The organism is Verrucomicrobiia bacterium (genome assembly GCA_035946615.1).
Classification (GTDB): Bacteria; Verrucomicrobiota; Verrucomicrobiia; order Limisphaerales; family UBA8199; genus DASYZB01.
In genome coordinates, this window is record DASYZB010000111.1 from 1 (window position 1) to 14,655 (window position 14,655).

Consider the following 14,655-nt stretch of genomic DNA (forward strand, 5'->3'; position numbering starts at 1 on the left):
CGAACTGCCGCCCGAAGAGTTGAAGAAGGTGCCCAATGTGGCGGGGAGCCTGGGTGAGGCCCTGGATTGCCTCGAGAAAGACCACGAGTTCCTGCTCAAGGGCGACGTGTTCACGTCGGATTTTCTGGACATGTGGATAGCAGCCAAACGCAAGGAGCATGACGCCTTGCGCCTCCGGCCCCATCCATATGAGTTCTATCTCTACTACGATGTATAAGCATGGTTGGAAACGAAAAGTTTTCGAAGCATGCGCCTAGTCGAAAAACCGAAAGAATTGCCTGAATTTATCGGTCAAAATGGCCTGTGAATAACTCGTGAACAAAAGTTAATATGTTGTCCTCGCAAGTTGTCTCCCAATTTCCTACAAACTCCATCCGGCACTCGGTTCGGCCCGCAGGTTTTGGGCATAGAAAAGAGCCCTTGGTCGAGTTCTGTTGGATCGCTTTCGCAAGTACTTGAATTGCAGTAAACTAGATTAAAACATTTAGTGCTACTTTTAACAATGGCCTCGACATGGAATGCGGATTTGATTGGCTTGCAAATACTTTGGCCGTATGGGCAAGGGGTTGAGACCACTTTTTTAGCGCGGTAAGTGCCAAGTGAATAAAATGCCCGAAAAACGGGCTTTTGAGACACGAAAATGCAAACTTCCGCTGAGAAGATTTGGGGTTCAGCCCAGGAACATTTACGTTCCATGCTGGCTGCGGACACTTACAATCTGTGGTTTGCGCCACTGAGGGCGTGTGGCCAGGAAGACACAAATCTTGTGCTGGAGGTCGCGAATGATTTTTGCGAAGTCTGGCTCAAGGACAATTATATGGGGCTACTGCAGGATGTGGTAGCTGTGGCCTCGGGCCGCCAACTTCAGATCAAATTCAGGGTGGGCTCCAGCAATGGCAGCCAGCCGCAGCCGCTTGCGGCTCCGCCCGCCGAAAAAGCCAAACTCGCTGAGGCGGCGCCCGAGCGCAACGCCGCTCTGCACGATTTCAGCTTCAATCCCAAGAATACGTTTGATTCATTCGTTGTCGGGAACAACAACAACTTTGCCTATGCCGCTGCTTTGGCCGTAGCGCAGTCCCCTGGCAAATCATACAACCCCCTGTTCCTCTACGGCGGGGTGGGATTGGGCAAGACGCATTTGCTGCATGCCATCGGCCAATACGTCTTCAGCCATAAGAAAGGCGCCCGAGTCGCTTACGTCTCATCGGAAAAATTCACCAACGAGTACATCGATGGAATTCAGAACAACCAGTTGGCCAAGTTCCGAAAAAGGTATCGGCAAACGGATGTCTTGCTGATCGACGATATCCAGTTTCTTGCCGGTAAAGAGCGGATTCAGGAGGAATTCTTCCATACATTTAACACCTTGCACGAAGGGCACAAACAGATCGTCCTGACTTGCGACCGCCCGGCCAGCGAAATACAGAATCTCGAGCATCGCCTGGTTTCGCGTTTCGAGTGGGGGCTGGTCACCGACCTCCAGCCGCCGGATGTGGAGATGCGCCTGGCCATTCTCAATAAGAAGGCCCAACTCATGGGCGTCCAGTTGCCCGATGAAATCATGAACTTCCTGGCCAATCGGATTCGGACCAACATCCGCCGGCTGGAAGGGGCCCTGATTCGTGTCGCCTCGTACGCGGCGCTCACGGGCAAGAAACTGAGCCTGGAAGTGGTCGAGGGCCTCCTGCGCGAATTGCTGCACGAGGAGGGCCGCTACTCGATCAGCATCGAGGTCATTCAAAAGAAAGTGGCCGAGCATTTTGACATCCGCCTGGCCGATATGACCAGCAAACGACGGCCTGAGAATATTGCGTTCCCGCGGCAGGTTGCCATGTTCCTTTCGCGCCAGATGACCGAGAGTTCGCTCAGCACAATTGGCGAGGCCTTCGGCGGACGTGACCACGGGACCGTGCTGCACGCCTGCCGGCTGGTGAAGGATCGGATGGAGGTCGATGCCAATGTCCGGCAAGTGGTCAGCTACCTCGAAAAGCAGCTCATGCGCTAGGGCTGTCCTTAGGTTAGCTTCGGCGGTATGCCTGCCATCGAAGTAAAGGGCCTGACCAAAGCCTTCCGCACGTACAAAAAGCAGCCGGGCTTTTCCGGGGCAGTCAAAGGTCTTTTCAGACGCACGTACGAGCAGACCCTGGCCGTCAACGAGGTTTGCTTCACTATCCAACCGGGAGAATTGGTCGGATTTCTAGGGCCAAACGGGGCCGGCAAAACAACCACACTTAAGATGCTCTCCGGTTTGCTTTATCCCACCAGCGGCTCAGCCCGGGTATTGGGTTACGTGCCTTGGGAACGCGACGATGGGTACCGGCGCCAGTTTGCCCTTCTGCTGGGGCAAAAAAACCAGCTTTGGTGGGACCTGCCCGCCCGCGAATCGTTCGAACTGAACGCTCAGATTTACGGGATTGCGCGCCACACGATGGAAAGCCGCGTAGCGGAGATGAGCCAGTTGCTTTCGGTGAGCGACAAGCTGAACGTGAGCGTGCGCGAGCTGTCGCTCGGTGAGCGAACGAAAATGGAACTGATAGCCTCGCTGCTGCACCAGCCCAAAGTTCTTTTCCTGGATGAGCCGACGATCGGATTGGACGTCATTTCACAGAAAACGGTGCGCGAGTTCCTAAGAGAACACAATGCCACCAAAAAAACCACTATCCTGCTCACCAGCCATTATATGGCTGATATTCAGGAATTGTGTGATCGGGTGATCATTATCGACCATGGCGCCATCTTCTTCGATGGCCGGCTTGCCACGGTGGTGGACCGCTTTGCAGATTCCAAGCTGGTCACCATCCGGTGCGCGGGGCCAGCCGACTGTTTGGCCCAAGACCTGGCAAAATACGGCGAGGTCCTCGAACGCAATCCCGGCGCCATCCAACTCAAGGTCAAGCGCGAGCGGGTCATAGCGGTTTGCAAGGCCTTGTTGGATGAATTGCCCATCACTGATATTGATATTCAGGAGGTCCCGATCGAGGAGGTTATCCGGCGCATTTTCGCCGGACACGCCGGCCTGAGGCTCGATGCGGCATTAAAGGGCCCAGAGGCGCGGTGAATCCCGACTCGATCTGATTTGCCGAAACCCCTTGCCTTTAGGGACTTTTTGGGCACATCTTTACGGCTAAAAAATGGGTTTGCCTACTGAGCCAGTTACTTTAACCGCAGGACAGCTCGAGGAGCTGAATCGCAAGCTATCGACCATGCGCCATGACATAAATAACCATTTGTCACTGATTGTTGCGGCCGTCGAGTTGATCCACCACAAACCGCAACTGGCCGAGCGCATGATGGCCACCCTTTCTGAACAACCGGCCAAAATCACCGCCTCAGTCTCCAAGTTCTCCACCGAGTTCGAGAGCGCGCTGGGCATAACCCGGCCCTAATGGGAAGATTTTCGTTCGACAGCAGAGCCCTCTGGTTGCAAATTCGGGCATGGTTGCAGTGAATTCCACGATGCTTGCCTTGGGCGCGCGCGCGCCTGCGTTTCGTCTGCCGGATACCACCGGCAAGAGCGTTTCGCTCGATGACTTCAACGGGGCCGAGGCATTGCTGGTGGCCTTCATTTGCAATCACTGCCCTTATGTAAGGCACATCCGCTCCGGGCTGGCGCAGGTCGCTCGCGAGTACATGCCGCGGGGCGCTGCCATTGTTGGGATTAGTTCCAACGACGTTGAACATTACCCCGCAGACAGCCCGGCCAAAATGGCCGAAGAAGCCAAAGCCGCTGGATACATTTTTCCCTACCTCTATGACGAAACCCAGGAGGTCGCAAAGGCTTATCGGGCAGCTTGCACTCCCGACTTCTTCCTGTTCGATGCCAGCCAACAGTTGGTTTATCGGGGGCAATTGGATGACAGCCGCCCCGGCAGCAGCATCCCCGTCACAGGCAAAGACTTGCGCGCCGCCCTCGACGCGGTCCTCGGGGGCAAGCCGGTTCCTGCCCAGCAGCGGCCCAGTATTGGCTGCAACATCAAATGGAAACCAGGTAACGAGCCCGGCTACTTTGGATAACAAAAGTGGTTGTTCCCACTGCCCTATTCCATTAGATTCCCGTGTATTGTAGGAATGAGATGGATTCGGTCTATTCGGAGCAAGCCCCTTTCATGACACCCAATCGGCGCATTGGGCTGATTGCTCTGCTGGTTATCGGTTTGGACCAACTGACCAAGGGAATTGTCCTGCGCTTGCTGGGCTACGCCCAGGAGAAAGTAGTGGTTGAGGGCTTCTTCAAATTTGTTCATTGGGCCAATACGGGGGCCGCCTGGAGTCTGTTCCGGGGCAATAACGAGGCCCTGGCTGTTATCGCCTTGCTGGCTTTGCTCATCCTCTTTTTCAGCCGGCACCACTTTGATTCACGCACGCTGTTGGGCCAGGTCGCCTTTGGCTTAATCTTCGGTGGAATCGTCGGGAACCTCATCGACCGCCTGTTCCGCCATCATGTCATTGATTTTCTTTACTTTTACCTCCAGCAACGAGGCGGGACCGAGCTGGGTTTCCCCGCTTTCAATGTGGCCGACAGCGCTATTTGCACGGGTGTGGGATTGATCTTTTTGATGACCTGGCGGAACGAGCGCGATGCCAAAGGGCCCGCATCGGCTGTCGCAAAATAAAACTCCTGCCTTGGATAGTTTCTCTTTATTGATCGATGCCATCGCGCACTGAAGTCATAAGCATTGAGCAATCATTGCCTTCCGAACGGTTGGATGCCTGGTTAAAAAGCCATTTCCCGGCTGTCTCCCGAGGGGCCATCCAGCGCCTCATCCAGGAGGGCCATATCCGCATCAATGGCCGGGTGGTCAAACCGACCCATACCCCGCGCGCAGGCGAGCAGGTTCAGGTCCATTGGCCGGAGGCGCAGCCGGACCAAGCGCTCCCCGAAGCGATTCCATTGGAGATTCTATATGAGGACGAGGCCTTGTTGGTGCTCAATAAACCGCCGGGATTGGTGGTTCACCCTGCAGCAGGCCACGAAACCCGCACCCTGGTCAATGCGCTGCTGCATCATTGCCGCGGAGAACTGAGCGGTATCGGTGGGGTGGCCCGTCCTGGGATCGTCCATCGTCTGGATAAAGACACCAGCGGCTGCATGGTCGTAGCCAAAAGCGACGCAACCCATCTCGCGTTGTCCGCCCAGTTTGCCGGCCGAAAGGTGGAAAAGATTTACAATGCGATTGTGTGCGGCGAGATGGAGCGTGAGCGGGGGGAAATCCGGGCTGCCATCGCCAGACATCCCTCGCATCGCAAGTGCATGGCGGTGGACGAGGAATTCGGGCGCGAAGCGCACACCAGTTATCGGGTGCTGGAACGGTTGCGCGGCACCACACTGGTTGAAGCCCGCTTGCACACCGGGCGGACCCATCAGATTCGAGTGCATTTCAAGTTCCTGGGATACCCGCTGCTAGGCGACTCCACCTACGGTCAGCGCCAGAATCAGCGCCTGGGGGACCTGACCGGTTACCTGGCACCGCGTCAGATGCTGCATGCCTTGCGCCTGGCCTTTATCCATCCGCGCACTGGCAAACGGTTGGGTTGCGAAGCCCCGTTTCCTGAAGATTTCACAGACGCTCTCGCTCGCTTGCGCCCGCCAATGAGAACGTAACCGGTTGAAAAACAAAACAAAGGAATTCCGCTGCAATGGAACCCTCCCGTCCCGAGCGATTATTAGGCGTATTTATACTTCCAGTTATTCAAACTACAATCCGCTTGCGATCCCTTGTCGTGGGTGCTATTCTTCCTCGGATTTTTCTCGGACCATTTGCGCATTTATGAATAAAACTACTACTGTTGTCTTCATCGCCGCACTGGCGGGCTCTCTGCACCTGGCCACTGCGGGTGAAATCATCGGCACCGTCACTCTCAAAGGAACCCCGCCCAAAGAAAAGGACATCACCCCGCTCAAGGACGACCCTAATTGCGGCAAGCTCTATCCCAACACGATGCCTACGACCCATTTCTATGTCGTCGGCTCCAACCACGGCCTGGCCGATGTGGTCGTTTCGCTGCAGGGCATCACCGGCAAATCCACCGGCGCTTCGGCTCCGGCTGTGGTGCTCGATCAGAAGGGATGCGAGTATCATCCCCAGATTTTTGCCGTCCAGACCCATCAAAAGATCACGGTGCGGAATTCCGACCAGGTCCTGCACAATGTGCATGACCTGCCCACTGCCCCGAGCAACAAGGAACAGAACATGGCCCAAATGCCGGGCGGCGCCGACCTGACATTCTCTTTCGACGACCCGGAGATGTTCCTCAAGTTTAAATGCGATGTTCACCCCTGGATGTTTGCCTGGGCAAGCGTGTTCGATCATCCTTATTTCGCCGTGTCGGGCGAGGACGGCTCGTTCAAAATCGAGAATGTTCCTGCAGGCAAGTACACCATTCAGGCAGCGCATCGCAAGGCCGGGACCGCAACACAGGAGGTTGAGGTCAAAGAAGGCCAGCCTGCAAAGGTCGATTTTACACTCGAAGCCAAGTAAGTTTTTGGTCGAGCGGCATCTGTCAATGAACGAAAGAAAAGTGCTTCCGGTGGGAAATCGGGAGGGCAGTTTAATTTGTCCTGGCCTGCACCGGTTTGCTGTGCTCACAGCCGGCGCCACGTTTCTGCTGCTGGGAGCGGGCGGATTGGTCACCAGCCACGGTGTCGGAATGGCCGTGCCGGACTGGCCCAATACCTACGGGTATAACATGTTCTTTTTCCCGTTCTCGAAATGGGTTGGCGGTGTCTTTTATGAGCACACCCACCGCTTGCTGGCTTCAGGTGTGGGCCTACTGACTGCCATCCTGGCCCTCTGGCTTTACGGGCGGAGCGCCCGCCCATTCTTGCGCTGGACAGGTCTGGGGCTTCTGGCACTGGCCATTGGGACCGTGCTGATGGCGCCTAAACATTGGACCGATGCGATCGTTCTTGGCGTCACGGGCCTCAGCGCATTCTTTGCGAGCCGTGTCTGGCCCCGTTGCGAGCCGAGCCCGCGCTGGATGCGCCGATGCGGCCTGGCGGCTTTTGTGGCGGTGGTGCTTCAAGGTGTCCTGGGCGGGTTGCGCGTCGTTCTGTTCAAAGACCAAATTGGCATCTTCCACGCCACCCTGGCGCAACTCTTTTTTGCCCTCACCTGCGCGCTGGCCCTATTGACCAGCCGCGCATGGCAAGAGGCAGCCGCTTCCGGTCATTGGCTAGAGGCCGGGTTCCGCCCGCCCTTATGGTTGTCGCGCCTCGTGCTGACCGCCGCCCTATTAATCCTGGCTCAGCTTGTTTTAGGCGCGACCATGCGCCATCAACACGCCGGTCTGGCTATTCCCGACTTCCCCATGGCCTACGGCAAACTCTGGCCCGCGATGGACCCCCAGTCTGTGGCGCGCTATAACCAGCAGCGCATCGAGGTGCTGGCCGTCCATTTAATTACTGCTTTCCAAATCCTCCTTCAAATGCTCCACAGGTTGATGGCAGCCCTTATTCTTGGGCTGGTCGCCCTTTGCGCCGGGTTGGCCCGTCGCCGCCTCGGCACTAACCATCCCATCAGCAGGCTGACCTTAGCCTGGAGCGCGCTGATAATAGTCCAGGCCCTCTTGGGCGCGGCGACAATTTGGTCCGACAAGGCGGCCGACATCGCCACAGCCCACGTGCTGGTTGGCGCTCTCTCACTGGCGCTGGCCATGATTGTATGTATAATGTCATTTTGGCAGCCCGTGTTTGATCATTCGCCGGTGGAAGACTTGGTCGCCTCCGGCACCTTGTCCGCTGCGCGCTGGCCCCAACGTCCTTGGCCCGTAGGCGGACTGGACTAAGCCGATGTAATCATTAATAGAGTTGAAGATTTTTATGCCGAGTAGCACCTGTGTAGCTAACCCAACTGTTCAGTCATCGATTAATAGGTCGCGCCCTGCCGCAGCCCACTTCATCCTGCAACCCGCTCGATGAGAGCCACGGCCCAATCATTACTCCGCGCCGCTGCGCCGGACAAGAGCTGGGTTGCCGTGTACGCCGACCTGTTCAAAGCCCGGCTGACCTTCCTCGTCCTGCTCACCACCCTGGTCGGCTTTTACATCGGCTCCCGCGGCGCAGTCAACTGGCTGCTCATGGTCCACACCGTCCTGGGGACCGCTCTGGTTGCCGCCGGCGCATCCGCCCTCAACCAGTTGTCCGAGCGCGAGTTTGATGCGCGGATGCGCCGCACACACGACCGCCCGCTCCCCTCGGGCCGGCTCAGACCGGTAACGGTTCTCTTCGTCGGCTGGGCGACTGCTGCGGTCGGACTGGTTTACCTAGCGCTGGCGGTCAATCTCGCGACCAGCTTGCTTGGGGCCGCATCGCTGCTCAGTTATTTATTCATTTACACCCCGCTCAAACGGGTCACCTGGCTCAACACCGCCGTCGGCGCTATACCCGGCGGTTTGCCCCCCCTCATGGGATGGACTGCCGCGCGCGGCCAGCTCGATGCGCCGGGCTGGGCCCTCTTCGGCATCCTGGCTCTGTGGCAGCTCCCTCATTTCATGGCCATCGCTTGGATTTATCGCGACGAATACGCCCGCGCCGGCTTCAAAATGCTCTCCGTCATCGACCCCGAAGGTCGCCGCACTGGACACCAGGCCGTCGCCCACGCCCTCGTCTTGCTGCCTGTCAGCCTCTCCCCATTTCTGCTGAAACTCACCGGGCCCATTTATTTCTTCGGGGCCTTGACCCTTGGCCTGATGTTCTTATGGTGCGCCGTCCGCTTTGCCCGCCAGTTGACCATCCCCCGCGCGCGCCAGTTATTTTATTTCTCGATCTTGTACCTGCCATTGCTGCTGGGGGCGATGGTGTTGGACAAAACCCGCTAGATAAGGAATGGCAACTCCCGACGAAAGCCAGTTGACAGGGTAAAACGCACTAATACAATATTTGCTTTTGCAATGGCAAGATAAGTTGAATTAGATATACTAAATCATAACATCAGCGACGACATGCAGGCCACTACTCCCGCTATCCCGCACCCTACCCTCCACGATACCGCCCATGACGAGGCCGGGTTCTGGAGCAAATACGTCTTTTCCACCGACCATAAGATCATCGGCATCCAGTACGGGCTGACGGCGCTCTGTTTTCTTTTCTTCGGCCTTTGCCTGATGCTTATCATGCGCTGGCAGATAGCGCATCCGGGCCAGCCCGTGCCAGTCCTGGGCCCGTTGCTGGAATCGATTTTCGGCAATGTCGCCTCGAAAGGGACGGTCTCGCCTGACCTTTACAACATGTTCGGCGCAATGCACGGGACGATCATGGTTTTTATGGCGATCGTGCCGCTGGCCTTTGCCGCTTTTGGCAATTACCTGGTTCCATTGCAGATCGGGGCGCCGGACATGGCCTTCCCGCGCGTCAATATGGCCAGCTACCAGTTTTATGTGCTGGGGGGGCTGATCATGTTTATGAGTTTTTTCATCCCGGGCGGGGCGGCCCAGGCTGGCTGGACTTCCTACCCGCCACTCGCCGAGGTCGTTCCAACCGACGGCCAGACTTTTTGGATTATTGGCATGGTCTGTTTAATTTCCTCTTCGCTGTTGGGAGCGGTCAACTTCATCGCGACCGTCATCCAATTGCGGGCGCCGGGAATGACGTGGATGCGTCTGCCCTTTTTTGTTTGGGCGCAATTTGTGACGGCGTTCCTGCTGTTGCTGGCCTTTCCCCCGCTGGAAGCCGCGGCGGTCCTGCAGTTGATGGACAAGGTGGCGCACACGAGCTTCTTCCTGCCGACGGGCCTGGCGGTGGGCGGGCAACTGGCCCACGTCAGCGGGGGCGGCAATCCCTTGTTATGGCAGCACCTGTTTTGGTTCCTGGCGCATCCGGAAGTTTATGTGCTCATCCTGCCGGCGATGGGGATCGTTGCTGAAATCATTGCTAACAACACCCGGAAGCCGATTTGGGGTTATAAATCGCTGGTCTATTCCGTCCTGACCATCGGGTTTCTCTCGTTCATTGTTTGGGCACATCACATGTATTTGACCGGGATGGGCACCCGGATAGCCACCTTCTTCCAGACCACCACCATGATCATCTCGATCCCTTCGGTGATCATCCTGACCTGCATGTTCATTTCCTTGTGGGGAGGCTCCATTCGCTTCAATACCCCGATGCTCTTTGTGATGGCCTTCCTACCTATGTTCGGCATTGGCGGCTTGACTGGGTTGCCCCTGGGGTTCAGTTACAGCGATATTCACCTGCACGATACCTATTACGTCATCGCTCATTTCCATTACATCGTCGCTCCGGGCACCATTTTCGCCCTGTTCGCCGGCATCTATTATTGGTTCCCGAAAATGACCGGGCGGTTCATGAACGAGTTCTGGGGCAAGGTGCATTTCTGGTCCTCGCTGATTTTTATGAACCTCATCTTCCAGCCGATGTTCGCCCAGGGCATGGCCGGCATGTTGCGGCGCATGGCTGACGGGGGCGCCAATTACTCCGCTGCGCACGTGCCGGGCGCCATCGGCGGGTTGAGCGATCATATCATGGCCCTGCACACCTACATCCTCTGGGCGGCTGTGGGTTTGGCCCTCGCCCAAATCCCGTTCATGATTAATGTGTTTTGGAGCATCAACAACGGGCCGAAAACCAATTCCGATAATCCTTGGGATGCCACCACGCTCGAGTGGCAGACGCCAACCCCGCCGCCCCACGGCAACTTCGCCACCGCTCCGGTCGTCCATCGCGGCCCTTATGAATACAGCGTCCCCGGCCACGCAAAGGACTTTACGCCGCAAAACGAGCCAGACTGATTGCATCTATGGATATTCCCTATACCGTCGAACCCCGCGCTGATACCGGCCTGTACAATGCCAAGGTGGGCATCTGGCTTTTCCTGGCGTCTGAAGTGATGCTTTTCGGCGCGCTGTTTTCGTCCTACATCCTGCTGCGGGTGGGGGCTCCTGAGGGCTATTGGCCGCATGGCTGGCTGAACATCCCCATCGGCACCTGCAATACCCTGGTCCTGATTACTTCCAGCATTACCACCGTCATGGCCTGGGCTTCCTGCAAGATGAACCAGTTGGGCCGCTTCAAGTTCTTCCACGCCTGTACCCTCTTGCTGGCCATGACCTTCGTTGGCATCAAGTCCTACGAGTATCACGATAAATTCATGCACTACTCGATTACCCTGGCCGATGGCCGCACCGCCGACGGCCACCTCGTCGAGAAATCCAAGGACTTCGACCTCGCTAAGAAAACCGGTGAGGTAACCATTCACGGATTTGTCGTCAACTTTGCCAACAAGACCGGTGAAGAACTGCAGAACGAGCTGAAAAAGATTTATGATCTCCGCTCGCCGGAAGCCCGGGCGGTGAAGCACGAGGAACTGACCTTCAAGGCCTCGCAAATTGCTTCCATGGAAACCTATGGTCCCTGGCACAATACCTATACGGCGATTTATTTTACGCTCACCGGCCTGCACGCGCTGCACGTCATTGGGGGGGCGATTGTCATTGGGTTCCTTTGGGGACCCGGCAGCAAGCTGTGGGGGCGCGACCCGGAACGATTCACCAATCGCATCGAGGTTTCCGGCTTGTTCTGGCACTTCGTTGACCTGGTCTGGATTTTCCTCTTCCCTGTCTTATACTTGCTATAATATATTATGGACGCACACGCATCGACCGCCGGTTCCGCCCAGCCCGCCCCTGGCCCCCGAACCGTCGTGCACGACGAGCATTTCAGCCAGCATGTCCGGCGCTATCTCTATGTCTTTTACGCGCTGATCTTCGGCACGCTCCTGACCGTGGCAGCGTCGTACATCCCTTTCGGTAATCGCGAGTTCAACATTGCCGTCGCCCTGCTTATCGCGATTTGCAAGGCCTCGCTGGTGGCCGGTTACTTCATGCACTTGATTTCGGAACGCAAAATGGTTTATGGCGTTCTATCCTTTACGGCTTTCTTTTTCATTGGGTTGATGTTCCTGATCCTGTGGTCCTACAGCGATTTTCCAAACCACACCATCCGCCACTGATTATGTCGCTTAAGGCATTCCATCTGATTTTCATCACTGCCGCCTGCGCCCTGGCCTTCGGCTGTGGCGTTTGGGGGCTCAAGGATTACTGGTCGGCCAACGGCCAGGCCCTCGACCTGGTGTTTGGGTTGGGCTCGTTCGCGGCGGGCGTGGCGCTTATCCTGTACGAACGCTATTTCCTCAAGAAACTTAAAGACATTGGTTACCTATGAGAACAATCGTTCCGCCGAAGCGGTTCTGCAGAGTGCCTGGGTTGGCTATTGTGGCCCTTGCCACTTTGGCGCGGGGTTCAGCCCTCGCTTGCGCTGCCTGTTACGGTCAATCCGATTCGCCCCTGGCAGCGGGCATGAACTGGGGCATCTTCACGCTGCTGGGCACTATCGTGCTGGTGTTGGGCGGCGTAGCGGCCTTTTTCATTTATCTCGCCCGGAAATCCGCGCGCATGCCCATTGCCGCTGAGGTTGCGGCGGGGCTGGACGATGCCCCGCTAAAACGCCGGAGTGCGCCCGTGCTCGGGCACAGGGATGCCTGGTCTGCGCGCGGGTCCAGCAAAGGCCCAGCCCTGGCGCGCGCGCGTGAGCGTTGCAGCGGAACAGGTGGGCGGCTCTCTGGTGAGCGGCTTAAACCAACCCGGCGCTGACCTAACCGCAGCACAATTCTATGATGGAAAAACTTCTTGGACTGCCGGTACTGGCCTCCGAGCACGGGCGGCAAGTGGATGACCTCATCATCTATGTTCATTGGCTGATGATCGTCCTGTTCGTCGGCTGGATAGCTTATTTCGCCTACGTGCTCTTCCGGTTTCATCACTCGCGCAACCCCAAGGCGGATTATTTCGGCGTGCGCAGTCACATCTCCAGTTGGATCGAAGGCATCGTCGCCCTGGTTGAAGGCATCTTGCTGGTGGCCATTGCCGTTCCCTTCTGGGCCCGGGCAGTTGATAAATTCCCCAAGGAAAGCGAATCGACTGTTATCCAGGTGGTAGCCCAGCAGTTTGCCTGGAACATCCGCTATCCCGGCAAAGACGGTATATTCGGAAAACAAGACATGCATTGGGTGACCCCGGACAACGTGTTTGGCGTGGACCCCAACGACCCGCATGGCAAGGACGACATCCAGACCCTCAACGAAATGCATGTCCCGCTTGTCAAAAACCCCGACGGCACCACGCGTCCCGTTATCATTTATATCTCGTCCAAGGACGTCGTTCATTCCTTTAAAGTCATCGCGCTGCGTGTGACCCAGGACGCCATCCCCGGGATGCGCATCCCCATCTGGTTCAGGCCGACCGAAGAAGGCCGATTTCAAATCAATTGCGCCCAGCTCTGCGGCAATGGCCATTCCAGCATGTCCCAGGGTTTCCTCACCGTCGAGAGTGAGGCCGCTTACGAAAAGTGGCTCGCGTCAAAGGCCGGCTCCGCGACCAGCTTCGAGTAAAGAGCGCGCTCATCATGGAGAAGCGGATTTGAGGTGGAGAGGGTAGTGAGCAGGGGGTGCGCGGATTTCACGGATGGTGAGAACGCTGATAAACGCTAATGAACGCTGATGGGAACCGAGGGATTCAACGCAGAGACGTAGAGAGGAAAGACGTAAAGGTGGAGGAAGGGAACCGGTGATATTGAAGCTGAGGATGTTCATGGTAAGGTTTGGAGAAAGGGTGAACTGCAATTTGGCGCAATAAGCTGCCGGGGCGATGATCTAGTCACAGCCGAGCTTTGAGCGCCGCTACGAGAAGTTTTCTCCAGCCGTTCCTGCTATCTGGCAAAGAAGCTGCGCTGTTTGTCGCTGATCGGCATCTCCAACCTTTCCATCACTTGCAGCATATCCTCCCAGACGCGGCGCTTCTCGCTTAGGGCCTGGTTTCGCAAAAGAAACGACGGATGATACGTCGGCATTAACGGAATGCCCCGGTAGCTCTGCCAATGGCCGCGCAGTCGGGTGATTCCGGCGGTCTTGCCCAGCAACCCCTCGACGGCGGTCCCGCCTAAAGCGACCAGCACTCGCGGCCGGATAAGGTCAATCTGCTCGTGCAAAAACGGGATGCAGGTCTGCATCTCTTCGGTGGTGGGCTTGCGATTGCCCGCGCTCCAGCCGGGTGTGTCCGGGCGGCACTTGAGAATATTGGCGATGTACACGCTTTCACGGCTTAAGCCCATGGTCTGGATAATTCGCGTCAATAACTGGCCGGCCCTGCCAACGAAGGGTTCGCCCTGCGCATCTTCATCGGCGCCCGGGGCTTCGCCCACAAACATGAGCTGGGCGTTGATGTCGCCCACCCCGAACACCACGTTCTTTCGGGCGGCAGCCAAGTTCGCGCATTTGACGCAGGCCAGGGCGCGTTGACGCACGGCTGCAAAGGCGGCGAGCTTCTCCTCCGCCCCGAGCGCCGGGATTGAAGGCGCGCGGGCATCGGCTGAGCTTGCGTTCAGCTCCTCGACTGGCGCGGCCAGCGCCCTCCTGGCAGCCGCCGGTTCGCGCGATGCGATAGGAGAGCGCGGTGGGGTGGGCGGTTGTTGAGCGCGAGCCGGCCTATGGATTGGGGGCCGGGTCGGGCTTGTTGGCGCGGGACGCGTCAGACGCGCCAGCGTCTCGATATGGACGGGGACGAAGCGTGCCCCGCTCTGCTTCAGCTCGTGCAAATGCTGAATGGCGGCCTCGAGTAGTCGATCATAGGCCACGGACATCGCCG

The 14,655-nt window shown here is 57.3% G+C and carries 17 protein-coding genes; 16 read left to right on the forward strand and 1 reads right to left on the reverse strand.

The genetic code is table 11. The features are described from left to right. From glnA to VG146_15940, 16 genes are all read left to right on the forward strand, one after another. On the forward strand, positions 1–217 hold a 217-nt coding region (gene glnA / locus VG146_15865; GenBank protein ID HEV2393829.1), incomplete at its 5' end, for a glutamine synthetase. Positions 218–640: 423 nt separating this feature from the next. Beyond that, the gene (gene dnaA / locus VG146_15870; protein HEV2393830.1) at positions 641–2,005 is read left to right on the forward strand and encodes a chromosomal replication initiator protein DnaA; all 1,365 of its coding nucleotides are present in this window, start codon (positions 641–643) and stop codon (positions 2,003–2,005) included. Positions 2,006–2,032: 27 nt separating this feature from the next. Continuing rightward, the gene (locus VG146_15875) at positions 2,033–3,058 is read left to right on the forward strand and encodes an ATP-binding cassette domain-containing protein (GenBank protein HEV2393831.1); all 1,026 of its coding nucleotides are present in this window, start codon (positions 2,033–2,035) and stop codon (positions 3,056–3,058) included. A gap of 73 nt (positions 3,059–3,131) precedes the next feature. Beyond that, a complete protein-coding gene (locus VG146_15880; GenBank protein ID HEV2393832.1) occupies positions 3,132–3,386 on the forward strand; it encodes a hypothetical protein in 255 nt (84 codons plus the stop codon). A 49-nt stretch (positions 3,387–3,435) separates the two neighbouring features. Beyond that, positions 3,436–4,014, forward strand: a complete 579-nt coding sequence (locus VG146_15885) for a thioredoxin family protein (protein ID HEV2393833.1) — start codon at positions 3,436–3,438, stop codon at positions 4,012–4,014. 41 nt (positions 4,015–4,055) lie between these two features. Then, entirely contained in the window at positions 4,056–4,613 is a 558-nt protein-coding gene (gene lspA / locus VG146_15890; protein ID HEV2393834.1) for a signal peptidase II, read from the forward strand. A gap of 35 nt (positions 4,614–4,648) precedes the next feature. Beyond that, entirely contained in the window at positions 4,649–5,602 is a 954-nt protein-coding gene (locus VG146_15895; protein HEV2393835.1) for an RluA family pseudouridine synthase, read from the forward strand. A gap of 166 nt (positions 5,603–5,768) precedes the next feature. Next, positions 5,769–6,479, forward strand: a complete 711-nt coding sequence (locus VG146_15900) for a carboxypeptidase regulatory-like domain-containing protein (GenBank protein HEV2393836.1) — start codon at positions 5,769–5,771, stop codon at positions 6,477–6,479. A gap of 25 nt (positions 6,480–6,504) precedes the next feature. Further along, positions 6,505–7,785, forward strand: a complete 1,281-nt coding sequence (locus tag VG146_15905) for a COX15/CtaA family protein (GenBank protein ID HEV2393837.1) — start codon at positions 6,505–6,507, stop codon at positions 7,783–7,785. A 129-nt stretch (positions 7,786–7,914) separates the two neighbouring features. Then, positions 7,915–8,817 carry a heme o synthase gene (gene cyoE, locus VG146_15910; GenBank protein HEV2393838.1) on the forward strand — a complete coding sequence of 301 codons (903 nt, stop codon included), beginning with the start codon at positions 7,915–7,917 and terminating at the stop codon, positions 8,815–8,817. A 123-nt stretch (positions 8,818–8,940) separates the two neighbouring features. Then, positions 8,941–10,746: a cbb3-type cytochrome c oxidase subunit I gene (locus VG146_15915; GenBank protein ID HEV2393839.1), complete on the forward strand. Its 1,806-nt coding sequence runs from the start codon at positions 8,941–8,943 to the stop codon at positions 10,744–10,746. Between the two features lie 8 nt (positions 10,747–10,754). Beyond that, positions 10,755–11,591 carry a cytochrome c oxidase subunit 3 gene (locus VG146_15920; GenBank protein ID HEV2393840.1) on the forward strand — a complete coding sequence of 279 codons (837 nt, stop codon included), beginning with the start codon at positions 10,755–10,757 and terminating at the stop codon, positions 11,589–11,591. Between the two features lie 6 nt (positions 11,592–11,597). After that, the gene (locus VG146_15925) at positions 11,598–11,966 is read left to right on the forward strand and encodes a cytochrome C oxidase subunit IV family protein (GenBank protein HEV2393841.1); all 369 of its coding nucleotides are present in this window, start codon (positions 11,598–11,600) and stop codon (positions 11,964–11,966) included. 2 nt (positions 11,967–11,968) lie between these two features. Further along, on the forward strand, positions 11,969–12,178 hold the full coding sequence (locus VG146_15930; GenBank protein ID HEV2393842.1) for a hypothetical protein: 210 nt from the start codon (positions 11,969–11,971) through the stop codon (positions 12,176–12,178). Next, positions 12,175–12,606, forward strand: a complete 432-nt coding sequence (locus VG146_15935; protein ID HEV2393843.1) for a hypothetical protein — start codon at positions 12,175–12,177, stop codon at positions 12,604–12,606. The genes VG146_15930 and VG146_15935 overlap by 4 nt, the downstream gene beginning before the upstream one ends. 20 nt (positions 12,607–12,626) lie before the next feature. After that, complete coding sequence (locus VG146_15940) at positions 12,627–13,403, forward strand: cytochrome c oxidase subunit II (protein HEV2393844.1); 777 nt, start codon at positions 12,627–12,629, stop codon at positions 13,401–13,403. A gap of 317 nt (positions 13,404–13,720) precedes the next feature. Here the strand turns inward: VG146_15940 and VG146_15945 are convergent, their stop codons facing one another. Beyond that, positions 13,721–14,650: a uracil-DNA glycosylase gene (locus VG146_15945; GenBank protein ID HEV2393845.1), complete on the reverse strand. Its 930-nt coding sequence runs from the start codon at positions 14,648–14,650 to the stop codon at positions 13,721–13,723. Positions 14,651–14,655 lie beyond the last annotated feature (5 nt).